The 24,160-nt window shown below is 40.0% G+C and carries 21 protein-coding genes; 15 read left to right on the top strand and 6 right to left on the bottom strand.

Going from position 1 to position 24,160, the window contains the following annotated elements:
* The first annotated feature begins 47 nt into the window (after window positions 1-47).
* The 7 genes from QZL64_RS08335 (at window position 48) to QZL64_RS08305 (ending at window position 7,100) form a co-directional block, all read left to right on the top strand.
* Window positions 48-383 (top strand): YbaB/EbfC family nucleoid-associated protein, encoded by a 336-nt coding sequence (locus QZL64_RS08335; protein WP_006555898.1) that lies wholly within the window; start codon window positions 48-50, stop codon window positions 381-383.
* Between the two features lies 1 nt (window position 384).
* A complete protein-coding gene (gene recR, locus QZL64_RS08330) occupies window positions 385-975 on the top strand; it encodes a recombination mediator RecR (protein ID WP_021841539.1) in 591 nt (196 codons plus the stop codon).
* Window positions 976-985: 10 nt separating this feature from the next.
* The gene (locus QZL64_RS08325) at window positions 986-1,219 is read left to right on the top strand and encodes a hypothetical protein (RefSeq protein ID WP_021841538.1); all 234 of its coding nucleotides are present in this window, start codon (window positions 986-988) and stop codon (window positions 1,217-1,219) included.
* A gap of 19 nt (window positions 1,220-1,238) precedes the next feature.
* Window positions 1,239-3,809: a 3'-5' exonuclease gene (locus tag QZL64_RS08320; RefSeq protein WP_021841537.1), complete on the top strand. Its 2,571-nt coding sequence runs from the start codon at window positions 1,239-1,241 to the stop codon at window positions 3,807-3,809.
* A 10-nt stretch (window positions 3,810-3,819) separates the two neighbouring features.
* The gene (locus tag QZL64_RS08315) at window positions 3,820-4,821 is read left to right on the top strand and encodes an RluA family pseudouridine synthase (protein WP_021841536.1); all 1,002 of its coding nucleotides are present in this window, start codon (window positions 3,820-3,822) and stop codon (window positions 4,819-4,821) included.
* A gap of 226 nt (window positions 4,822-5,047) precedes the next feature.
* On the top strand, window positions 5,048-5,497 hold the full coding sequence (locus QZL64_RS08310) for an NAD(P)H-dependent oxidoreductase (RefSeq protein WP_021841535.1): 450 nt from the start codon (window positions 5,048-5,050) through the stop codon (window positions 5,495-5,497).
* 271 nt (window positions 5,498-5,768) lie between these two features.
* A complete protein-coding gene (locus QZL64_RS08305) occupies window positions 5,769-7,100 on the top strand; it encodes an ATP-binding protein (RefSeq protein ID WP_021841534.1) in 1,332 nt (443 codons plus the stop codon).
* An 87-nt stretch (window positions 7,101-7,187) separates the two neighbouring features.
* On the opposite strand, the gene QZL64_RS08300 is transcribed toward QZL64_RS08305, so the two are convergent.
* From QZL64_RS08300 to QZL64_RS08290, 3 genes are read right to left on the bottom strand one after another with little or no spacing between them, the layout of a single operon-like run.
* The gene (locus tag QZL64_RS08300; RefSeq protein ID WP_021841533.1) at window positions 7,188-8,450 is read right to left on the bottom strand and encodes an SLC13 family permease; all 1,263 of its coding nucleotides are present in this window, start codon (window positions 8,448-8,450) and stop codon (window positions 7,188-7,190) included.
* A gap of 44 nt (window positions 8,451-8,494) precedes the next feature.
* Window positions 8,495-9,166 carry a DUF2848 family protein gene (locus QZL64_RS08295; protein WP_021841532.1) on the bottom strand — a complete coding sequence of 224 codons (672 nt, stop codon included), beginning with the start codon at window positions 9,164-9,166 and terminating at the stop codon, window positions 8,495-8,497.
* 12 nt (window positions 9,167-9,178) lie between these two features.
* On the bottom strand, window positions 9,179-9,970 hold the full coding sequence (locus QZL64_RS08290; RefSeq protein ID WP_021841531.1) for a carbon-nitrogen family hydrolase: 792 nt from the start codon (window positions 9,968-9,970) through the stop codon (window positions 9,179-9,181).
* Between the two features lie 160 nt (window positions 9,971-10,130).
* Here QZL64_RS08290 and QZL64_RS08285 point away from each other — a divergent pair, with 160 nt between their 5' ends.
* The 3 genes from QZL64_RS08285 to QZL64_RS08275 all read left to right on the top strand — a co-directional run bounded on the left by QZL64_RS08285 (window position 10,131) and on the right by QZL64_RS08275 (window position 12,845).
* Window positions 10,131-10,799, top strand: a complete 669-nt coding sequence (locus QZL64_RS08285; RefSeq protein WP_021841530.1) for a GntR family transcriptional regulator — start codon at window positions 10,131-10,133, stop codon at window positions 10,797-10,799.
* A gap of 137 nt (window positions 10,800-10,936) precedes the next feature.
* Window positions 10,937-11,974 carry a lactonase family protein gene (locus QZL64_RS08280; protein ID WP_021841529.1) on the top strand — a complete coding sequence of 346 codons (1,038 nt, stop codon included), beginning with the start codon at window positions 10,937-10,939 and terminating at the stop codon, window positions 11,972-11,974.
* A 436-nt stretch (window positions 11,975-12,410) separates the two neighbouring features.
* Window positions 12,411-12,845: a Dps family protein gene (locus QZL64_RS08275; RefSeq protein ID WP_021841528.1), complete on the top strand. Its 435-nt coding sequence runs from the start codon at window positions 12,411-12,413 to the stop codon at window positions 12,843-12,845.
* A gap of 139 nt (window positions 12,846-12,984) precedes the next feature.
* On the opposite strand, the gene QZL64_RS08270 is transcribed toward QZL64_RS08275, so the two are convergent.
* Window positions 12,985-14,262, bottom strand: a complete 1,278-nt coding sequence (locus QZL64_RS08270; protein ID WP_021841527.1) for an S-layer homology domain-containing protein — start codon at window positions 14,260-14,262, stop codon at window positions 12,985-12,987.
* A 385-nt stretch (window positions 14,263-14,647) separates the two neighbouring features.
* Here QZL64_RS08270 and QZL64_RS08265 point away from each other — a divergent pair, with 385 nt between their 5' ends.
* The 3 genes from QZL64_RS08265 (at window position 14,648) to QZL64_RS08255 (ending at window position 18,162) form a co-directional block, all read left to right on the top strand.
* Window positions 14,648-15,592, top strand: a complete 945-nt coding sequence (locus QZL64_RS08265) for a dihydrodipicolinate synthase family protein (RefSeq protein WP_021841526.1) — start codon at window positions 14,648-14,650, stop codon at window positions 15,590-15,592.
* A 154-nt stretch (window positions 15,593-15,746) separates the two neighbouring features.
* On the top strand, window positions 15,747-16,991 hold the full coding sequence (locus tag QZL64_RS08260; protein WP_021841525.1) for an Nramp family divalent metal transporter: 1,245 nt from the start codon (window positions 15,747-15,749) through the stop codon (window positions 16,989-16,991).
* A gap of 133 nt (window positions 16,992-17,124) precedes the next feature.
* On the top strand, window positions 17,125-18,162 hold the full coding sequence (locus QZL64_RS08255) for a LacI family DNA-binding transcriptional regulator (RefSeq protein ID WP_021841524.1): 1,038 nt from the start codon (window positions 17,125-17,127) through the stop codon (window positions 18,160-18,162).
* A gap of 81 nt (window positions 18,163-18,243) precedes the next feature.
* Here QZL64_RS08255 and QZL64_RS08250 read toward each other — a convergent pair whose 3' ends face one another.
* On the bottom strand, window positions 18,244-19,578 hold the full coding sequence (locus QZL64_RS08250; protein WP_021841523.1) for an MFS transporter: 1,335 nt from the start codon (window positions 19,576-19,578) through the stop codon (window positions 18,244-18,246).
* Window positions 19,579-20,015: 437 nt separating this feature from the next.
* Here QZL64_RS08250 and QZL64_RS08245 point away from each other — a divergent pair, with 437 nt between their 5' ends.
* The gene (locus QZL64_RS08245) at window positions 20,016-20,696 is read left to right on the top strand and encodes a Crp/Fnr family transcriptional regulator (RefSeq protein WP_021841522.1); all 681 of its coding nucleotides are present in this window, start codon (window positions 20,016-20,018) and stop codon (window positions 20,694-20,696) included.
* A gap of 172 nt (window positions 20,697-20,868) precedes the next feature.
* Here the strand turns inward: QZL64_RS08245 and QZL64_RS08240 are convergent, their stop codons facing one another.
* Window positions 20,869-22,284, bottom strand: coding sequence for a PepSY-associated TM helix domain-containing protein (locus tag QZL64_RS08240; RefSeq protein WP_021841521.1), 1,416 nt, complete (start codon window positions 22,282-22,284; stop codon window positions 20,869-20,871).
* A gap of 247 nt (window positions 22,285-22,531) precedes the next feature.
* On the opposite strand from QZL64_RS08240, the gene QZL64_RS08235 reads away from it, so the two are divergent.
* Window positions 22,532-24,160: molybdopterin-dependent oxidoreductase (locus tag QZL64_RS08235; RefSeq protein ID WP_296309485.1), on the top strand; the 1,629-nt coding region annotated here is incomplete at its 3' end.

The raw sequence follows: 24,160 nt of genomic DNA, 5'->3' as shown, positions 1-24,160 counted from the left end.
AATATATTAATTTTTTAAAATAATGGTTTTTAAAAGGAGGAACAATAATGTTCGGTAAAGGTATGCCAAATATGGGCAATATGCAGGGTATGATGAAAAAAGTGCAGAAAATGCAGGCAGATATGCAGAAGATGCAGGAAGAATTGAAAACTAAAACCGTTGACGCTTCTGTAGGCGGCGGTGCCGTAACTATCGTGATGAACGGTGAAAAAATTGTTCAATCCGTTAAAATCGATCCTTCCGTAGTAGACACTGACGATATGGAAATGTTGGAAGATTTAGTATTGTCTGCCGTAAATGCAGCCGGTCAAAAAGTTGACGACATGATGGCTCAGGAAATGAGCAAAGTAACAGGCGGCATGAAATTACCGGGTATGTTCTAAGATGGCAAATCCCTTAGAACGCTTAGTGGAAGAGTTGCGCCGCTTGCCGGGCATCGGCGCTAAATCGGCCCGGCGTTTGGCGTATTACTTGGTAGAATTGCCGGCTGATGAAGTGGCCACTTTGATTGAAACGATTGAGCAAGCTAAGGAAGCGACCAAACGCTGCTCTATTTGCTTTAATTTGTCGGCGCAAGATCCTTGCGAATTTTGTGCCAACGAAATGCGCGACCATAGCATTATCTGCGTGGTGGAAACATCCCGCGATGTGGTAGCCATTGAACGAAGCGGCGATTATAAAGGTGTCTATCATGTGCTGGAAGGGGCTTTGTCACCGTTGGAAGGCATCGGGGTGGAAGATATTCGTATTAAGGAACTGTTGAATCGCTTGCGCGATGAGACGGTGAAGGAAGTCATTCTGGCCACCGATCCGGATCCGGAAGGGGAAGCGACAGCCCTTTATTTGGCGCGTTTATTAAAACCAATCGGTATTAAGGTAACCCGTATTGCGCGCGGCGTACCGGTTGGCGGTGATATTGAATATGCCGATGAATTGACTATCGGCGGGGCGGTTATGAACCGCCGGGAAATGTGAGGCTTTTCGAATGGATTTAGTGGTAACTGCTGCTGTGGCAGTTGTTGTTATTTATACAATTTTTAAAGTAGCATTTTATACAATCAAACGGGTCGGTTTCAACCTAATTTTGGGCTATGCAGCGTATTATGTGAGTGTAAATTTCTTGCATATTCCGGTGGATATGACCGTACTCATGTGGTTTTTGACAGCTGTGTTGGGCCCGATTCCGGTAATCGTAGTGGCTCTCATGCACAGCATGTAGCATAAAGGAGGCAGTCAGTATGGCTCAGTTAAATGAAGCTCAGCAGCGTGTGGTGAATACGTTGACGAATAACATACTGTTACTGGCCTCGGCAGGTACGGGAAAAACAAATACGCTGGCTCACCGCGTGGCGCACATTATTCAAAGTGGCGCGGCTAAGGGCGAGGAAATTCTTTGCATGACATTTACCAATAAGGCATGTCGTGAAATGAAGGATCGCATTCTGTCTATGGCGGGGCCGGCAGCTAAAGCTGTGGAGGTAAGCACCTTTCACAGCTTTTGTTATAAAGTCCTGCAAGAGGAGAGTAAACTGGATGACAGTCTGTATTTTGACATGGCTATTTATGATGAAGTAGACTGTCAGGAACTGTTGGCTACTTGGTTGCCGGCGGGCATGAAGGACGCGGTGTTCTTCAACCTTATAAGCCATGTGAAGGAATATCGGTCCATTTGGGGCTATTACAGTGAAAACACGGCGAGTGATTATGAAACGACCATCGACCGCCTTTTTATAGAGCAACGCGCTACGATGGAACGTTTTTTTGAAAAACTCAATCCATCCGATTTGGCTGAATTCCGTGAAAAAGGGTATGAGTCTTTAGTGGGCTACGAACAGTCCTTGGCCGGTGTTCACGGCGTCGATTTTACCGACTTGATTACCTTGGTGCATCGTCTATTTCAGGATGAAACGGTGCGCGAACGTTGGCGCAGTCGCTATCGGTATATCAATGTGGATGAAATGCAGGATACCAGCGATTTGGAAGGTACGGTCATGAAATATTTGTGGCAGGGCAATCATGTGCTCCTTTGCGGCGATTATTTTCAGACTATTTATGAATGGCGCGGCTCCAATCCGGAACGACTGTTGGATGAGTATAAGGCGGAGTTTTCACCGGACGTGATTGTCTTTTATGAAAACTATCGTGCCAATAAGTATCTGTTTGATGCATCGTTTGCCGTGTTAGAGCGCATGTTCCCGCGGTTAATCGGTGACTTTTATCAGGAAAAACCGTTTGCCGCCAGTAAGACGCCGGGTGAGCCTATCGTGGTGCACAAGGCGCCCACGGAATGGAAAGAAGGGGCGTATATCTTTGATACCATTCAGACTTTGCCAAAAGATGCCAAAATCGGTATCTTGGTGCGCCAAAACTCACAGGCTCAGTACTTGAGCGCGCTGTTTGAGCGTTTTAATGAGCATGTAGCCCCTGAAGAACAGCGTCAATTTATGATTATTGATGAATATAAATTCTTCCGCCGTCAAGAAATTAAAGATGTAATGGCTTATTTCAAACTGTTACTGAATCCGCATGATGCAGTGAGTGCCAAACGCATTATTATGCGCTATGTGAAGGGCATCGGTGAGGCTCGTATTCAGCAAATTGAAAGCGAAGACGTGCGGACTATGGGCCTTCGTCTTACGGATTTCATGGATATGCAGATTTTTGAAAAAGAACCTTATGACGGACTTCTGCAAGGGCTTACAGCCGGTAAGATTGTGGTCTATGATGTGGAAAGTACGGGGACGGACACAACCCGTGATGAAATTATTCAAATTGCGGCGTGCAAGCTCAATCCGGATGGTTCGGAAGGTGAGATTTTTGAACGATTTATTCGTCCGTCGAAATCAGTCGGTGATTCAGCCGCCGTACACGGGTTTACCGATGAAAAACTGGCTGAAGTCGGCGAAGATGCGACTACAGTATTGGCTGACTTTAAGGAGTTTTCCAAAGGAGCCGTCATTGTCGGTCATAATGTAAATTATGATATCAGCATTTTCACTAACGAATTGGCCCGTCATAATTTGGGGACACCGGAATTTGCCGACGTGTATGATACCTTGGATTTTTTCCGTCGTTTTTATCCCCGTTTGCCGAACCATAAGTTGGGCTTTTTGAGTGAATATTTCCCGATTCATCATAAACCGACTCATAATGCGATGGATGATATTCGGGCAACGGCCTTGTTATTACTCTATGCCATTGAGCATAATATTCGACCGACGGCGGATCAGCGCCGAGCGCTAATCAGTAATTTTAAGAACTCGTTTGCCACTATGGCATCTCAGATGGCAACCTTACGCCGTAAGATTTTGACGGATAAACCATCGGCGTTGTTGGCCTATATTATGAATGATATGGGCGTGCTTTCCTATTATGCGGAACGTAAAGAAAATGACCGCGTAGAGTATATTCGTGATTTGTATCGACTCATGGTAGATTTGGAAGGTCAGGCTAAGGACTTGTCAGGGCGAGCCTGTTTGCAACAGATGCTGGAACAGGCAGCGCTTACGGCGGGTGAGCCGGACCAACGTCTTAAAAATAATGATAGAATTCCGATTATTACGGTGCATCAGGCCAAGGGCAGTGAGTTTGAATATGTGTTTTTGGCCGGCCTTCGGGAAGGATTATTCCCAAGTTGGTTATCTTTGAAAGAAGGAAAACTGTCGGAAGAACAGCGACTCTTCTACGTGGCGATTACCAGAGCTAAAGAGCGGCTCTTTATATCGTATGCCATGACGGATAATCGCGGCCGCGGCGTGAAGCCAAGTGAGTTTTTAAAATACTTACCGGCTGATGTAATCAGAGAATAAGGAGGTGCCTATGTCACGAAAAACATATCGCAGCGATGATGTGTGCTTTTTATTGCGACCGGACGATGTAATGGCCGGTATTGAGACGGTGGGCGCTTGGCTTGATGCCAAGCATATGGCGCGTTCAGTTATGAAAACGCTGTTTCAAGAAAAACTGGTTCTCTTAAATGGAAAAAAAACAAATCCAAAGGAATCGGTGGAGCTTAATGATGAATTGCGATTGCAGATGCCGAAGGAAAAAATAGATCATGATCCGGTGCCTATGGAGCTCGTTATTCTCTATGAAGATGAAGACTTGCTTATCTTGGATAAACCGGTGGGGATTACGGTGAATTCTAAGGGGCAGGTATCGTTAGCTAATGGTGTGGCTCAGTATTTTAAAGATAATGGCATTAAGCGCAAAGTTCGCTTTTTAAATCGTCTGGATAGGGATACATCAGGTTGCATTGTGATTGCCAAAAGTGCCTTGGCACAGAGTTTTTACCAACAACAAATTGAAGATCAACGCTTCGAGAAGTGGTATGCTACGGTTGTGCAAGGGGTGCTTTTGGATACGAATATTGTGGACCTGCCCATGAAACGTGGGGAAGACGGGATTCACTATGAAGTGCGCGAAGACGGCAAACCGACACGCACCGTGTATAACGGCACCGGCGTATTTGAAGAGGTCGAGGGTGTTCAGCTCGGTGATGCTTCCGGTAATCAACCGAGCGATGTGACAGATGGTCAATTCGGCGATGTAGTGGCTACCTCTTATCGCGAAGTAAGTGCCGATGAATTGGCGACCATGACCGAAGCGGACAAAGCTAAGTTGGTCTCTACCGTAGATATCAGACTCTATACGGGGAAAACACATCAAATCCGTGTAGCTATGGCTCATTTGGGCCATCCTTTGGTAGGCGATGCTTTGTATGGTAATGAACGAGCCGGCAGAACCTATGAATTACGGGCGCGGCGCGTGGTTTTCACATCGCTTCGGACCGGTCAAATAGTAACAGTTAGTGCCGATTAACGTCGTCGATTAAGGTGCATAATTAACGGTGACTTGTGACGTACAGATTGGAATATACGCTTTAGGATAGAATTGTTTTAGCGTAATAAAATTACATCAATTTATGTGATTTTAAGATAGATTCTCAAAGTTTCTTGATGTATAATAGATATAGAAAGTTCAATATAGTTACATTGTATATTATAAAATTCATATATTATTATCTTGAGAAAACAGGAGGTATCCTATGAAAACCGTAGTTTTATTGTTCCATCCTAATTTTGAAGCATCCCGCATTAATAAAGCTTTTGAACAAGCTATCGGCGGTGATTATACTGTTCGCCATATGTATGTTTTATATCCGGATAACAAAATTGATGTGGCCAAAGAACAGGTTGTATTGACTGAAGCTGATCGCATCGTGTTGCAGTTCCCGATGTATTGGTACAGCTCACCTTCCTTGTTAAAAGAATGGCAGGATCAGGTGCTCCTTTATGGTTGGGCTTACGGCAGCAGCGGTAAAGCTTTACATGGCAAAGAGTTGCTATTGGCTGAATTCTGCGGCATGACTTACTTGACGCCGTTTGTGGTAAAAGGCACCCTCACTATGAGTGATGAAGATTTGGCTAAACATGCTAAAGAATATGCTGAATACTTGAAACAGGCAAGCATCCCTGCGTTGGGTAAGTTTGACTGAGTAAAAAGTTTGGTATAAAAGATTCGTGTGAATAGCTAACGTAGTCTAATAATAGAATAAAATAAGTAAGCCTCCGAGCGTTTTCGTTTCGTTAGTGAAGACGTCGGAGGCTTTTTTGTAATCTTATTTTGAAAAAAGTTTAGCTTTAATAGTAGCTTCCCGTTATGCGATAGCAAAAAGTGGTTAAAAAATACAAGTTTTTGCTATTGGTAGCATAAACTTGTAAAAATAAAAAGTTTTTGCTATTATACGAGTAAGAGGAGGTGGTTTTATGATGTCCGTGCGAGCCCTGAAACCACGAGATTTTTACTTAAATAAATTGATTGCTTTTAAAGATACAGAACCGGTTAAAGTTGTAACCGGTATTCGGCGCTGTGGTAAGTCCAGCTTACTTAAACTGATGATAGCTTGGTTGAAGGAGCAAGGGATATCTGACGATGCTATCGTTGAAATGAATTTTGAATCATTTGCCTATAAAGATATGAGCGCTGATGATGTATATGCTTATGTGAAAGAGCGTATTTCCAAAACAGGTATTACCTATTTGTTCTTTGATGAAATTCAGCGTGTACCCGGTTGGGAAGAAGCGATTAATGCGTTTCGTGTTGATTTTAACTGTGATATATATGTGACAGGTTCAAATGCGTATTTATTATCATCGGAATATGCTACCTATCTGTCCGGGCGCAGCGTCGAAATAAAGATGTTGCCCTTATCGTTTAAGGAGTTTATTGAATTTAACTCGTTGGAGTTAAGAGAAATAACAACTCCACTGGGAACTAGAGAGAAGCGCGTTTATGATGATAATGGTCAAGTCTACTTGTTGTCAGATATATTTAATCTGTATTTACGCTTTGGCGGTATGCCGGGGATTGCCGATGTGGGCTTTGATCAAGATAGAGCTATGACTTTGCTTGATGGTATTTATAATACAGTTGTTGTACGCGATATTTTAGAACGGGAGCAACGTCGTAACCAAAGACAAGTGACAGACTCTGATTTGCTGCAGAAGATTGTAAGGTTCTTGGCCGATAATGTGGGAAGTAACATTTCGGCGTCGTCTATAGGTAATACTCTAGTTAATGAAGGTTTGCTTGATGCGGGTAAACGAAGCGGTGGTCGCAATGGGACGCCTAGTGCTCACACTGTTCAAGCGTATATAGCAACTTTATTAGAAGCTTATTTCTTCTATGAAATTAAACGCTTTGATATTAAAGGACGTGAATTTTTACGCACTTTAGGTAAGTATTATATTGTAGATATTGGGCTACGCAACTATTTACTCGGTTTTCGTGATCGTGATACGGGCCATGTATTGGAAAATGTGGTGTATTTGGAACTTTTGCGCCGTGGGTATGATGTGGCTATCGGTAAGATAGATCGTTTTGAGGTGGACTTCATAGCTACTAAAGCTGACGAAAAGCTATATATCCAAGTTACGGAGTCGATGCGTGATGAAATGGTGCGTGAACGTGAGCTCCGGCCATTGCAAAAAATACAGGATAATTATAAGAAATTAGTTCTGACTTTGGAACCGGGGATTGAAAGAGAATTTGGCGGAATTCAGGTTGTGAATGTGGTGGATTGGTTGATAGAGATTTAAGAATAAAATGGCGACCTTCTAATTTAGAGTTTTCCAAAATTAGAAGGTCGCTATAATTTTATGTTTAAGGAAGTATAAGGATATTATTTAAATGATAAAAGATAATATGAAACTTACGCCAATACCAACTAATAATGCAGGGCGTTCCCATTTATTTGCTAGTTTTTGGTTAGTACCAGGAACTACACCGGCAACTACCGGTAAAGCAGTTAAGGCACCACCTGTTAAGAATAACTGCATAATAGCTGCGCCCATAATAGCAGCGAAGCTGATTGCCATTGGATCTAAATTCATACCCATAAGAATTTGAACAAACGGTAGAATAATAGCAGCTGAAGCCGCATTAGATTGTGTAATCAAACCGGCAATTGTAGAAATTATAAATAGTATTTGAATTGGCGCAATAGCTAAGAATGGTTTTAAGTATTCGGATAATACGCTTACAAGCCCAATTTTGTTAATTACAACAGACATGAACATAAGACTGATTATCGCAACAATTGGAATAGCAATCTGGGTAACCCCGGAAATCATTGCCTTTTCGCCATCTGCTAAGGTGTATTTAGCCATGATGATAACGAGAATACTGCAAATAAAACCGACAATAAATACAGGTACGCCCATAAAGAATGCGATACATAATGCGAGGAATGGGAATACGGCTTTAGTGAAGCTTGGAGCATCATCAGGTAAAACAAAATCTTCAGTGTCAGAGTTGTTAGCGTTATCACAAACATAATGACCTTCTGCTATCATTTCACGTTTAGCACGCCAATAAGCAAAGACATAAATACCTATACTACCAACAAAACCCCATACATTAATTAGGCCAAAAGAAACCCCAGTTAGTCCTAATATGGCGAGCATTGTTGGATGAGTAAAACCACATGAGTTAGCAACTGTATTAGCCATGGAGATTATAGCGGATGTTTTATTAGGATGTAAGCCAAGACGAGTTGCTGCAGGACCTGCAATCGTAGCAGTAATTACAGGTTGAGTGAATGCTGTTAAGGCGCCTAATAATGCTGCGGCTAAACCGGCTGCTGTTGCAATCCCCGGTGCCCCGCCTTTTTGTTTGCCAACTTCCATAATTTTATAAATAATAACGTTTAAAAAACCTGTTTTTTGCATAATCCCAATAAAGAGTAATACACCTAGCATATCAATAATTACAGGATTCATTGCAGATACTAATAATTTACCTATAGAGTTTGGATCTTTGCCTATAAGTGGAAAACCTGCAGCAATAGCCGCTAAGGTACTGCCGATTGTAGCGGTGATATAAAGAGGAGCACGTCCAAGTATCATTACCAATAATGTAAGTAACATTATAATTTGGGCTGTAAGCATATAAACCTCCTTTTTGTACAAGTAGAAGACTATTAAGGAAAGGATTAGTGTTCGTTAATTACTTGAATATTGTATTGTAGGCCGATTGAACGATTTAATTTTTCGTCAACGATTTGGCATTCGAAGGATTCGCCATATTGGAATCCGTTTTCTAAAGGCACTGTTCCTGTATAAATAAGGCTATTATTAACATTAACTTCTTCTTTTAATTTCTCGATAATAGTTTCTAGTGAGAGTAAATCGGAAGTAAGACCATGTTGATAGGATATTTTTTCACCATTAAGTATTTGGGAAGATTCAAGTTTTATGGAATCAAAATGTTCTTTTATTTCGTCATATGGCCAGAAGGTAGTAGCATATGGTTTTAAACAAAGTTGTTTTGATTTATGAATACTAACAGCTTCTAATTCTCTATCAGTATGATCACTACCAACACCAATGTAATATTTGTTGTCATGTACTAAAATGAGATATTCAACTTCGCCACTTGTTTTTTGTCCAATGACTTCGATAACTTTGCTAGTTGTTAGTATTTCTTTGGAGCATTGATATAATACTGGAACAGATTTTGGACATTTGATACCTTCTTCCTCTAATTCCCGAATATGTTCCATTGTTTTTTCAATATCTTTACCGGCAAAGCCAACTACTAATAATTGTTCTAAGTCAAAAAATAATTCAGTTTTTCCTTTTAAGCTTTCAATTGTTACGTTCATGATAGTGCTCCTTTATAGTTCATATAATGATGGTTTACGGTCACGGAAAACATTGATGGATTCACGTATATCCTTGATAATACTTAGGTCAACAGTTCCGAATTGAACTTCTTCTGCTTCGTCGAGATGACAGATTTCTTCGCCCCATGGATTTATCAATAGTGAATTACCACCAAAAATGGTATCGCCTGCTTTACTACAAGCGTTGACTGCACATACATACATCTGATTTTCGATGGCACGCGTTGTGGCTAAATTAATCCAGTGATTCTTACGAATTAAAGGCCAATGCGCAGGAATAAATAGCAATTCTATCCCTTTTAATGCCAATGACCGTACTAATTCACAAAAACGAATGTCATAACAGATGATGATGCCACATTTCATACCAGCTAAGTTAAAGGTAACTAGTTTATTACCACCCTGGTAATAATTATGTTCGCCTGAAGGGGTGAAGCCATGAATTTTATCATATTCAGCAACTAGCTTGCCGTGCTTATCAAAAATATAAGCTGTGTTAAATACTTTATTATTTTTTAAAGTAGTAACTGATCCAGCTACAATATTTACGGAATGTTTTTTTGCATATTCGGAGAATAGTTTTTTAGTTGTTTGTCCTTCTTTATCAGCTAGTTCTTCGAGGTTATCTGTCGGGAAAAAGCCGGTATTAAATGTTTCAGGCAAAACTAGAATATCTGGTTTTTGAGCCATAGCTTCATCCATTAACTCTATGGCGTGAGAAAAGTTTTTTTCTGGTTCAGCAAAGATGGAACTCATTTGTATTAACGCGATTTTCGGATTCATAATAGCCTCCTTATAATTTGGTATACCACTTAATGAAATTGTATACCATTGTTGCGAAATCGTCAATACTATTAGAATTAAAAGTAATAATAGAATAAAAAATTGTTATTTTTTTGATGCTATAATATAGTTATAGTAGTTTAGAAAAGTAGGTGGAGATATGAATATAGAGGAGCGTCAGTCATTACAGCAGAAAGTGTATATTCATTTAAAAGAGGCCATTAATGAACAAATATATAAGCCGGGGGATATTTTAAATGAACGTAAAATTTCGGCAGAATTAGAGGTAAGTCGTACACCGGTTCGAGAGGCATTTAAAGCTCTTGAAGCGGAAGATGTAGTTGAATATATTCCATATCGAGGCGTTATGGTAAAATCGCTATCTGTAGATGATTTGAAACATATTTTTCAAATACGTGAAGCTTTAGAGATTTTGGTTATTAAACTAGCAATTGATAAGATAAATAATGAAACCATTAGGCGCTTGCAACAATGTGTACAGTCACAGGAAGATTTAAAAGACAATGCAGGTAATCGTATTCAAGAATTTATTAAATTGGATATGGAATTTCATAATATTCTAGCGGATACATCAGATAATCCATTTTTAAAACAGTTGATTTTGGATATGAGAGATAAAGTTGCGCGTTTAGGTATAACAGCTTTGTATAGTGGGCCTCAAAGATTTTATGAAACCATTGATGAACATCGTGCTATAGTGAGTGCGTTAAAAGCTGATGACTCAAAATTGTCTTTGCAAGCAATGGAGCAACATATTCGTAATACCTATGACAATGCGATGCGGTATATTGAGACTTTATCTAAATAAACTTTGGATAATGAAGGAGTAAAGAAATCTTGAATGTTAATTTATAGTGATTAAGAGATATTTGGCGTAGAATAAAGATATTTAAGATTATATAGGTGAATTTAAAGATAAAAATTATATAGGTATTAGGAGTAAACATGTTTGCATATATAGGTTGCCGCACAACAAAACATCGAAATGCTCGTGGCAAAGGAATTTCCGTCTATGATATTACGCCGGAAGGATGGCATTTATTAGGCATCACGCCTATTTTAGAAAACCCGTCCTATTTGGCTTTCGATAAGAATAAGTATTTTTTGTATACCGTTCACGGTGATTATGAAGAAGTGAGTGCATTCAAAGTGGAAGTAGATGGATCGCTAACTTTTTTAAATACAGTGAGCAGCGAAGGTAAAAACCCGGTATATATTGAAATATCTCCGGATAATCGATTCTTATATGTGGCCACCTTGCAAGGTGGTACTGTTACTACAATACCGCGGCTTGCCGATGGCAGTTTGGGCAAAGCTACATCGGTAGCACATATTAAAGGACTTAGTGATGATACCGTTTCCTTGGCTCATCAGTGTGTGTTGGATAAAACAGGACAGTGGTTATTGGTGCCTACTCAGGGGCGCCATATCGGTCATGAACGAATCTATGTGTTTAAAGTCAATGCCGAAACAGGCGAGCTTACAGAACAATCTCATATTGATGCCAGAACCTATGCGGAACCGCGCCATTTGACGATTAGTAAAGATAATCGTCATGTTTACGTGGTGAACGAAAAGGGTAATTCGGTTACGTACTACGATTTTGATGACGCCAAAGGTATTTTGACAGCCTTGCAAATTATTCCGTCACTACCAGAAACCTATACCGGCCAAGGGCAAGCCAGTGCAGTGCTACTCAGTCCGAGTGAAGAATTCTTATATGAAACAAACCGTATTCATGAAAGCGTAGCCATATATCGGGTAAATAAAGAAACCGGATTTCTAACAAATCTTGGCTTTACCTCTGTTTTGGGCAAAACGCCACGTTTCTTTACCTTTATGCCTGATGGGAAGCAGTTGCTTATTGCCAACGAAGACTCCGATACATTGCAGCTTTTTGATGTTGATGAGGAACATGGTCATTTGACATTTACCGGCATTACGGTGGCAACAGCCAGTCCAACCTGTGTAGTTTTTAAATAGGAATATGAGAAAATTAATCAAGAATGATAATAGATAAATAGTGTACTTTACTAAATTGGTGATCAAGGATGTATGGTCTGTAAAGCTTTAAATATGAATGTAAAATGACTGTAAATTGTTAAAATTATTTGCTAAGTGAATTTAATATCCTTTAATTTATGGTGTTTTAAGGTTACTTTATAGCTTGTTTTAGCCTATAAATAAAAGTTTTAAAGTAAATAATAATTATTTTCCAAAAGTAATTGACATCGATTTTTGTCTATGTTATAATCTAACCATGGCAAACAATAATGATTATAAATTGTAGTAAAAATGCTAGTAACTGAATATAAAGTAAACAAATTCAGTTGAAATATTAAATGATATGTTTAATGTCAATTATTAAAATTCGTAGGGATTGTAAATAGAGGTTTACAATTCAAGGAGGAAAAAAATTATGAAAAACGTACAGGAAGTAAACAAGTATTTAGCAAACTTAGCAATTTGGAACGTAAAATTACACAACCTTCATTTCAATGTAGTAGGTTCCCAGTTCGTACCAACTCATGAATACTTGGAAAGTGTATACGATAATGCATTCGAATACTATGATGCAGTAGCTGAAGCTCTTAAAATGGCAGGCGAAGAACCGGTAGTACGTATTTCCGAATACTTGAAATTGGCTACTATCGAAGAATTGGATGGCCGTGCATTTAGCGTTAAAGAAGTATATGAAATTTTACAGGCTGACTTTAAATTGATGTCCGACTTGGCTCTTAAAATTCGTGAAGAAGCCGGTGAAGAAGATAACTTCGCATTGTCCAACTTGATGGAAGATCACATTGAGTACTACACTAAACAGCTTTGGTTCTTACGTGCAAGCTTAGCATAAGAAGTTAGCTTAAGTACTGCGAAGCAGTTAGTATACTTGCTCAACATAATAACAACATAAATAGCTCAACACACAATAAGATAAACAAGAAAAGCGATGGATTTCGGTTCATCGCTTTTTTGTATGTTTGAGTTAGATTTTAGAATTTTAAATTAAATTCAGCTCGATAATAGTTCCCGAGTGATTGACCATTTTGATTTTTGCTGCCAAATCCATAAAAGGCAGAAAGGCCAAGGTTTTTATCTAATGCATAATCGACTGTAGCGAGCCATCCTTTATAGTCATATAGCCAAGCTTGGGCGAAACGAGATGTAAAAACCGGTGAATTTATGTCTTCGTCAAAATATTGTAACTTAAGATCCCAAGAGTTTGCTTTAGAAAGAGTGTAGTTTCCGTAACTAATACCGGCGACCCAAGCTGTGGCATTAGAGAAGTCTTTTGCTTTAATCCATTCGCCACTAAGTCCTAACATTGGGGCAACTTTAATATCGGCACTGACTCCATAAAAGTCAGTATCTATATTTTGATTACCAACTAGATAATATCCGGCTACGGCAATATTTTTAGAAAATGTTTGTCTGATTTGAATTACTGTTAATGTCGGGTTTTCATCGGTACTTAAATTAGGTACGATTTTAGTTCTTTTGCTATTTTTGGAGGCGGGAAATGTAGAGGCATAGAATGAAGTTAACGCACCGTAACCTAATTCAAGTTGAGTGGTATTAAATTTTGTAGAAAATATTATGCCGTCAAAGGGTTCATTGCTATATGCCAAACCTTCACCAAGTCGAAGACCGGTTCTACCAAGAGAAATAGTATTTGCAGTGTTGAATTTGTGATTAATTGCTAAACGATCAAATGCGATATCATTATTAAGTGTATTACCAAATTCCGGATCGCCTTTTGTATTACCTGTTCTAATCCTAATTATTGCAGATGTATTTTTGGCGATGTTGGTATCGAATTGAATCCGTGCACGATAATCAAATTTAGATTTACTATTCGTTTTGAATACGCCCTTTTCTTCCGAGCCGCGATACCGCAGGCGTATGTCGCCACTTGTTTTTACATTGCCGATTTTTTCGTTTAAATTATCTAAGCGAATTCCAAGAGCTTTCAGTTCCGATGAAAACTCATTTGATAGTTTGTTTATTATAGCCTGCTGCTCTGCAGTTGTATTCTTTTGATTAGCTATTGCTTGGCCGACCATCTGTGCCAATTCATAGCGCGTAATATTTTGGGTTCCTTTAAAGGTAGAATCAGGATATCCTTTAATGATATTTGCTTCTGCTAGTGCAGCTACAGATTGAAATGCCCAATGGTCTGAAGCTACGTCAGAAAATGGATTAGTTGCTAGTACAGGGGCAGTTGACAGTAAAGCTAGTAAAATACTTAGTGAAAACGTTTTCTTTTTCATTTGAGTTACTCCCTTTCTTGGTAAAAATGAGAACTTTTTAGGGTGTAACAGTAAGTAGTATTAACTGAAGTATAACATTAGTTATCAATTTAGGAAATAAAAAAATGATTTTTACAAGAAAATATTATAACTATGAGTAAAAGTAACAGGTCCAGTAATTAGGAATTTTAAAGGGTTTTGCTGGATTAGAAGAAAGTTCCTTTGTAAAATGATACTATGGATGCATAAAGAGCATAACAAAAATGATTGACAGTTATTCAATTGAGGTGTATCTTGTAGATAAAGGTTATGGAAAACATTTTCCATAAAGTTTAAATTGAAACCGGTTTTGTTAAGTAATAGTAAGTAGTAATTGTTTTCTTATTTTAGAAAGGATGTATTCACTATGTTAAACGACAATTGGAAAGGTTTAAATCCGGCAATAATGGTTCCTTTGAATGATGATTATTCTATTAATGAACAAGAACTTCGCAACTACGTTGAATGGTTAATTCAATATGAACATATTACAGGCCTTGTTACAAACGGTCATACCGGTGAAATCGGTGGCTTTACAAGAGAAGAACGTGCTCGAATTACTCGAATTGTAGCCGATCAAGCAAAAGGTCGTGTACGTATTATCTCCGGTGTTAGTGCCGAAGGTACAATCGATGCTATTGAAGATGCTAAGGCTGCTCAAGAAGCTGGTGCTGATGGTATCTTGTTGATGCCACCACATGTATGGTTGCGTTTTAGTATGAAACAACAATCTGCTATTCAATTTATTAAAGATGTAGCTGATGCAATCGATATCGGTATCGTAATTCATTTGTATCCTGCTAACTCTAAAGGTTTCTATCCGGTTCAAACCCTTCTTGAAATGTGCAAGATTCCTAATGTTAAAGCTATTAAAATGGGTACTCGTGATGAAGCTTTATACGAACGCGATATTCGTATCTTAAGAGAAAAAGCCCCTCATGTAATGTTATGGACTTGCCATGATGAATACATCTGTACTTCTTTATTGAATCCTGGTATGGATGGTGCCTTGATTGGTTTCTGTGGCTGCGTACCTGAACTCATCAATAATATGTACCAAAAGGTACTTGAAGGTAATTTGTTTGAAATTCGTGAAGCTAACGAACCAGTTCAGAGAATGTCAGCAGCTATTTATGGTACAGGCGAACCTACCGGTGAAGCTCATGCACGTATGAAAGAAGCTCTTTATCAACGTAAAGTATTTAGCTCTCCATTAATGCGTAAACCTTTAATTCCGTTATCTCAAGAAGAAAAAGATAGTGTAGCAGAAGCTATTAAATTGGGTGGCGTAAAAACGGTAGACTTAGTATAATACTGACAAGAAAATTTATTCACCCACGAACTCAAGAATGTTTTGAAGAGCGGGTTAAAGATGTGAAAGTAGAGAGGATAACTGAATAGGTTTATCCTCTCTTTTCATGAGTTTGTACGGTGAATTTCCTAATTTATATATGGGAGATACAGCTATGGCTAATATAATGGTAGACGGAAAACCCGTTAGAAAATTAAGCTTTTGGGAATTGTTGAAGAAAGTAGGACCGGGCATTATTTTAACCGGAGTGGTTATAGGTCCTGGAAATATAACAATATCAGCTATGTTGGGGGCCAATTATGGTTACAGCATGATTTGGTTAATATTGCCGATTATTTTTATGGGAATCGCATTTATGATGACGGCATATAGGATTGGTATGTTAACCGGAATGCCGATTATTCATGCAATACGTCATTATTATGGAAATTGGGCTGCTATTATTGCCGGTATCGCTACTTTTTTGGCCTGTTTTTTCTTTACATTAGGGAATATTACAGGTACAGGTGCCGGGATGCAGTTAATTTTTAATATTAACTGGAAAATAGGTGCATTGATTATGTTAGTAATTTTGATGTATTGCTATTTTTCTAAAGGTGTTTACAATAAAGTCGAAAAAGGAATTTTAATTTGTATAGTAGCAATGATTATTGCTTTTTTTGCAACCTTAGTTTCAGTTGGCGGTCCTGATTGGGGAGAATTTGGGTATGGCTTATCTCATTGGACTGTGGCTGCTGGTAGTTTAGCTACAGCATTGGGGTATATTAGTACTAATGCATCAGTCACAGCCGGTGTTTATGGCACTTATTTAGGTCTAGAAAAGAAGTGGAAGAAAGAGGATTTGTTTAATGGTACTATGTTTGCTGACTCATTGGTACACATTATATCTGTGGTCTTGATTTCGGGTGCAATTGTATTAGTAGGCGCTATTGTATTACATCCGCAGGGCTTAGGAATTAAACAGCCAGCTCAGTTAGCTGATTTATTGGTTCCATTTATGGGTGATGCAGCTAAATATCTAATGGGCGTTGCTTTATTGGGTGCCGGGTTCTCCTCTTTGTTAGGGAATACACAACGAGGAATGGTTTTACTAAATGCCGGATTTGATAAACCAGTTGGCCTAGAGTCAAAACCTATAAAATGGGGGTGTTTAATCTGTATTGTAGTTGCAACAGTTATTTGCTTCTTCTATAACGGATCTCCAACTCAATTGATTTTTATTGCTAATGTGGCTACTGCAATTGCGACACCGTTTGCGGGCCTATTTATGACATTGATGATTTTTCGTGATGATATTAATGAAGGATATGATAAACCACGGTTCTTGCAGTTTTCGATGTTGATTAGCTACTTGTTTGTGTTAGTTATTACTGGTTTTGCTGTTGCTAAAATGTTCTAATTTTTTTTACATTGAGTTATAATACTATTATATAAGTATTATTTTTTTATTCTGTTAATGTTAATTTATTAAAGGTTGATATAAATATTGTGCTATATGATTTAAATGATCGTATTTTGGTTGAGGTAATATAATGTCGTATTCTATTGAAGATGTTGCTAATGAGGCCGGCGTTTCTATTGCAACCGTGTCTAGGGTAATAAATAACTCTAGCCATGCTGTTTCAGAAAAAACGAGAAAAAAGGTTGAAAAGGCAATAAAAAAACTTGATTATAAACCAAATATTTCGGCTCAAACATTACGTCAATCCTATACGAATGTAATTGCTTTTATTGCAAGAGATTTATCTGATGCTTATTACGGTGAAATGGCGAGAGGTATTACAGAAGCAGCTATAAGCAGAGGGGTTTTGTCTTTTGTTTGTAATACAGGGCGTAAGACAGATGATGAAATGCGTTATCATGAATTGTTTAATCAATATCGTATACGCGGTTTGATTTTGGGCGGTGGCGGCTTTGATACTGAGGCTTATAAGAACAATCTTCGAGATGAGGTAGAGAAGTATAAATCTCGTAACCTTAGAATCGTTGCATTAGCACCACAAGGTATTGAAATGGATTCAGTTATGATTGACAATTCTGAGGCTTCTAAGAAAATGACAGAGTATTTAGTGGATCATGGACATAAAAATATTTTGTACGTTGGAGGACCTGCTAATGTTTGTACCGTTAAGGAACGTTTAAAAGGGTTTAAATTAGTGTTACAAGAGCACAATATACCTATTAATAAGAAACTAATTATTCATACGGATAATACTTGGAAAGGCAGTTATGAAACTGTTAGTGAAGTATTAAAATCAGGGCATGAATTTACAGCAGTTTTTTGTGATAATGATAATGTGGCCTTAAGTGTGATGAGAGCTATTCAGGATTTTGGTCTGAGTGTGCCGGAAGATATTTCTGTAGTAGGTATGGGGGGGTTACCCAATAGTCAATATTCGTCTCCTCAACTAACCACAATAAAAATACCATTGTATGAGATTGGCGCAAAGGCTGTAGAAACGGTACTGACCACTAAAGATTATCCAAATACTGTTGAGAAACTTTTGTTTTCGACAGAGATTCGAGAAGGAAGTAGCGTAAAAAGCATTATTAGTAATGAAAATAAATAAAAAGAGTAGCCGTAACTTCAGATTACATCTGTCGTCAGGCTACTCTTTTTTTGGAAGTACAAAGTTTAAAGGTATAGGAGATTAACACTTCATGCCGGAACCCTTGCGGGCATAGAACCAATAGGTGATGACTATGGTCACGGCGATGAAGGCTAAAATTATATAGAACGCAGGCATTACCGATTCATAAGTGCTGTAGGCCCAACCGAAAACTTTCGGAATGAAGAAGGCCCCGTAAGCGCCCATGGCTGCGGTAAACCCCGTTACTAACGAAGATTGCATGCCGTCCGTAAAAATGTACGGAATCATGCGGAAGGATGCGCCCGTTTCAAAGCCTGTCATGAAGAACAAGAACAGGAAGGCGGCAAAGAAAAGTAAGAAGTTATGGCTGTTAATACCAATCATGATAACGATAGCGGCAAAGAACATGCCAATTAAGGAAAGCATGGTAATTTTGGTGCCGCTATTGATTTTATCGGCCAACCAACCGCCTACGGGACGAATGCCGGCGCCGATGAACGGGCCAAGAAACGCACCGTAAGCGAACGGAATTTCAGGGAATTCTTTATTTACCAAGAGGCTCAAAGCGACGGAGAAACCGATGAAGGAACCGAAGCCGCAGGTATAAATCCAGGTCATGAGCCAGGTGTGTTTATTGGTGAAAATACTCATCATGGAAGCGGGACTCTGTTTTGGTAATGGCAAGTTGTCCATGTATTTTACGATGAGACCCAAGGTGATGAGAATTTGAATAATACCCACATAGCAGGTATTTTGTAAGAAGATAATAGTGCCATCGTTCAAGGTTTGCGGCGACCCTACGAGTGGGGCAAAAACGGTCATGCCCATAACAATCGGCGCCATCAAGAAGATAATGGAAACGCCCAAGTTACCGATACCGGCGTTAATTCCGAGGGCTGTGCCTCGTTTTGAACGTGGGAAAAAGTGACCGATGTTGGCCATGGACGAGGAGAAGTTGGCACCTGCAATACCGAGTAAGGCCACATAGATGAAAAATGTTTCATACGAGGTTGTCGGATCTTGTAATGCCTCGGCGAGCCCCCAAAGCGGAATTAAGAGGAAGGCTGTTGCGACGAATGTCCAGTTACGCCCACCCAGAATGCCCGGCATATAGGTATAAATGAGTCGGCCCGTAGCGCCTACGAGACCCGGCATGGCTGCCAAGGTGAAGAGCTGCTCATCGGTAAAATGAAAGCCGATGGCATTAAGCTTTACGGCAATCGTTGACCATAATGTCCATACACAGAAGGAAAGGGTCAAAGCGATTGTAGAAACGATTAAGTTTTGATTCGCGATTTTTTTACCATATTGATTCCAAAACTGTTCGTTGTCCGGATTCCATTGTGCCAGGATTTCGCGGCGACTAAGTTTTGGGGCGGCAGTTGTTGCTGACATGCTTACACTCCTTTGTTACAGTAATGTGAAAATCAGTCGGTATCTACTCGCTCGATATAGATAACGGCTATTATCAACATGACAATTTTGGCTTTATATAAGGCTGTAGCAAGTTGATTTATTTCAGGATACAGTCATGGTCATAAAGCGTGTCTAATTGGAGTATAGGAAAAATATTCGATTTTGTATGTGACAAATATCACTGAAAAGTAAGATTCTGTGAAAAAGGATGTTTTTTAAAAAACTCAAATCAAATTAATCATGTCTTTGTAAGGTGGAATTCAAGATGAAAAATTGTGCAATTTGTAGAATACTTGCATTTAAGCCTATATGTGGCACTAAATATATAACTTTAGATATATAGTGTGCTATAATAGAATAGATAATGCTTTAGGGAAAGGGCGTTTTAACGATAGATTATAACTGAGGTGCTACGTATGAAGTATACGTTTGATATGGTAAAAGACTTGCGCGCGTTTCGCGATATTGATGAAGCGGATTTCAAAACTCTGTTGCAAACGGTGGGCGCTTTTACGAAGAAAATTAAAAAAGGCGGTTATATTACGCTGGCCGATGAAGAGGTGCCTTGTGTGAGCGTGATTCTGAAAGGCACGGTTCACATGATGAGTGAAGATATTTGGGGTAATCGGTCGATTTTGGTGTTTATGAATCGCGGCGATTTGTTCGGTGAATCCTTTGCGTGCAGTTCGAATCAGGTCTCGCTGGTTAATTTTTATGCCGCTTCCGATGTGACCGCTTTGTATATTCCGTTCGATAAATTATTATCCTTGTCGGCTAATGATTTGGGGGCGTATCGTCAATTGGTACAGAATATTATGACTCTTGTGGCCGATAAGAATGTGCGAATTTTGCAAAAGCTGGAAATCGTGTCTAAGCGTAACTTACGCGATAAGCTGATGGCTTATTTTTCTTATATGGCCAAGGTTTGGGGCAGCATGGAATTTGATGTACCCCTAGGGCGTGTAGCGCTCAGCGAGTATCTCTGTGTGGACCGCAGTGCGTTGACCAGGGAATTATCGCGTATGCAGGATGACGGTTTAATTGAATTTGAAAAAAATCATTTTAAAATTTTGGCGCCGGCCGATTCATTGACTTAAAGGTTTAGACTCTATACGTATAAATTGAAAATCGATTAGTATTACGAAATTAAAATAGTGTAATACTCAGACTAGCGTTAAAGACAAGAGAGCGAACGAATAATTCGTCGCTCTCTTGTCGTTTTTGGAAGAAAATAAAGGGAAAGTCATACTATATATGAAGGGGTCAGCGTTATTTTTTAGCCAAGACATACACCATATCAATAAGTGGCAAGATTAAAGCTATTAAAGCAATTTCGTTATGATGCGGAATCCCCGTGAGTGGTATAAACATGCCAATTAAAGTCAGTCCGCCCCACACGATTGGACGGGTCCAAGTGCGACCTTGATTTGCTTCTGGCATAATAGTAGCAGTAGCAATGGGCGTTTTAGTCCAGCTGTTCCACTTCCTCCACCGTTGGAACGTCAATAAAGCACCGAATAAGGAAGCCACACTTAAGATAACCATCCAGATAGCCCATACGATTTTAAGAGCTATCGTATTATGATTGTGAATGTGCAAGTTAATAAGCGTAGTTAAACCGGTAAAATACCATGGAATCGGCTGCGAATAGAAATGATCTTTTTGTGCGTTTTCATAAATATTGGCATATACCGGCTGACCTAAGAATAAAGCCGGATCATCGTCATTTTCACGACCAAGGTAGAATGTATAATGACCACCATTGAAGCGGGATGGATAATCCATGGAGATTAACAGTTGCCCCGGGAAGCGGGACTGAACTTTTGCGATGGCTTCCGATGGCGTTAAGATATCGGATTTTTCGGTACTTAATTCGATTTTGGCATTGGCAGCAACTTCTTTATTGTAGTTGTCGTTTAAGATGAAGAACGTAGCGACACCGGTACCGGTAATGCTGAGGAGAAACCCGAAAATGGCCGTTAACATCATTAGTTCACGATGCAAATTACTGATGCGATTGCGTATAGATTCTTTGAACATTCTAGGAGCAATAGCCGCATTGTTATTTTCAATTGCTAAGCTACAGGTAGAGCCGGTAGCAGATGTTACGATAGGTTGACTTTTCAATCTGGCTCTACGTAGGCGAGCTGCTTTTGAAAACGGCCCATATAGGAAAGCGCCGCTTACAACAGCAATACCGCAAATAAAGGAAATAATGCCAATGAGATATAAGCCAAGGCGGTTTAAGGCGAGACGTGTATGCAATTCGTGGATAATATGCATGGTCGTACGAAGCGGTGTGGCCGTAACCTTGCCGCTTTGTGGAGCCGTGAGCTGCTGGCTGTGCGGATTATAAATAATATAATCGCCACCCATCCCCATACGGGCACGCGGTTCGTGAGTATTGTTTTTGTCAATAATACGATATCTCAATAAATGCGAGCCCATCGCCGGCGAAATATTTAAGATTTCTTTGTCGGGATATTTTTGTGTAAATTGAGCGGCGCCTTTATCGGCTCCGTCCCAAAGCGTGTTGATATTCATCGGGGCGGCGCCCATAGTATGCGAACCTTGAATTTCTGCTCTGAATAAGAGAATTAACCCGGTGATGCAGAGTAGGAAGAAAAATAGAAATGAAAATATACTAAGGTACTTATGTAGCTTATATATGGTTGACGTATTCATAACAAGACTCCTTTCTTTGCCATTTTAGTCCTCTAAAGACCAGCTTTCAAGGTTTTATGATTCTACATGAAAATTACTCATAAGTAGATTGTGCCAAGACTTTAATATGTAAAATCGCCAATCAAAAACTTTGATATATTCCTTAACTAAATGTCCCTTTGGATTAATTTTATCGATATATGTGATATAAATCACACACCCAAAAACGTTCCTTTGGTATTCTGAAGATAACAAGGAGGGACAACGCATGAATACGTTTTTTAAAAAATTTTCCTATCTAATACCTAAAAATAAAAGTGAATCAGGTCATCAAGCGGAGTATCAAGGCGGCCGTGACTGGGAATCCATGTATCGTAACCGTTGGTCGTATGACAAAGTGGTGCGCTCCACGCATGGCGTAAACTGCACCGGTTCCTGCAGTTGGAATGTTTTTGTCAAAAACGGTATCGTGACGTGGGAAAATCAGAATCATGATTATCCTGAAACAAGTCCTGATATGCCTGACTTCGAACCGCGCGGCTGTCCGCGTGGTGCTTCGTTCTCCTGGTATATGTACAGCCCGTTGCGCGTGAAATATCCGTACGTTCGCGGTGAATTGGCGGATATGTGGCGCGAAGCCAAAAAAGAACATCCGAACGCGTTAGAAGCGTGGAAATCTATCGTGACGGACCCTGAGAAAACTAAACGCTATAAGTCCGCCCGCGGTATGGGTGGTTTTGTCCGTTCTACCTGGGATGAAGCGTCTGAAATTGCGGCCGCTTCCATGCTTTACACGGTGCAGACCTACGGTCCGGACCGCAACTTCGGCTTTTCGCCGATTCCGGCCATGTCCATGCTAAGTTATGCCGCCGGTGCCCGTTTCATGAATCTCATGGGCGGTGCTTGCCTCAGCTTCTATGACTGGTATGCCGATTTGCCGCCGGCCAGCCCGCAGGTATGGGGCGAACAGACCGACGTGCCGGAAAGTAGTGATTGGTACAATGCCGGTTACATCATTACTTGGGGTTCTAACGTACCGCAAACCCGTACGCCGGATGCTCACTTCCTCACCGAAGTTCGCTACAAAGGCACCAAAGTTATTTCCGTTTCACCGGACTACGCGGAATCTACCACGGCCGCCGATACATGGCTCAATGTAAAAGCCGGCTCTGATGCGGCGCTCGCCATGGCCATGGGTCATGTTATTTTAAAAGAATACTACGTCGACAACCAGACGCCGATGTTCCTCGACTACGCCAAACGTTATACGGACTTCCCATTCCTCGTTCGTTTGGATGAAAAAGACGGCAAGTTCACGGCCGGTCATTTCTTGACGGCCAAAGACATGGGCGATTTGTCGCAACATAGCGAATTTAAATATTATGTGCTCGATGAAAAGAGTGACAAATTAGTTATTCCTAACGGCCAGATGGGCCATCGCTGGGGTGACAAAACAAAATGGAATTTAAAACTCGAAAATAGTGAAACCGGCGAACCTATCAGCCCTAAATTATCTTTCATCGACGAAAAGGATGATTTAAAAACCGTAACTTTGCCGTTCTTCGGTCATTTGGACAATACGGCCACCTTATCCCGTCGCGTGCCGGTTAAACGCATGAAGACGGCTGACGGTGAAGTATATGTTACTACTGTTTACGACTTACTCTTAGCCAACTACGGTGTTGACCGCGGCCTCGGCGGCGAAGTGAATGCTGACTATGAAAGCGATACACCGTTCACGCCGGCTTGGCAGGAAAAATATACCGGTATCAAATCGGACATGGTGATTCACACGGCGCGTGAATTTGCGGATAATGCCATTGCTACCAAAGGTCGTTCCCTCATTATCATGGGCGGCGGTATCAACCACTGGTTCCATGCGGACATTATTTACCGT

This window comes from Veillonella sp. CAG:933 (assembly GCF_000431435.1).
In the GTDB taxonomy this organism is placed as follows: domain Bacteria; phylum Bacillota; class Negativicutes; order Veillonellales; family Veillonellaceae; genus Veillonella_A.
Note: the sequence above shows the minus strand (reverse complement) of the source record. Positions and strands in the feature narration are given on the sequence as shown.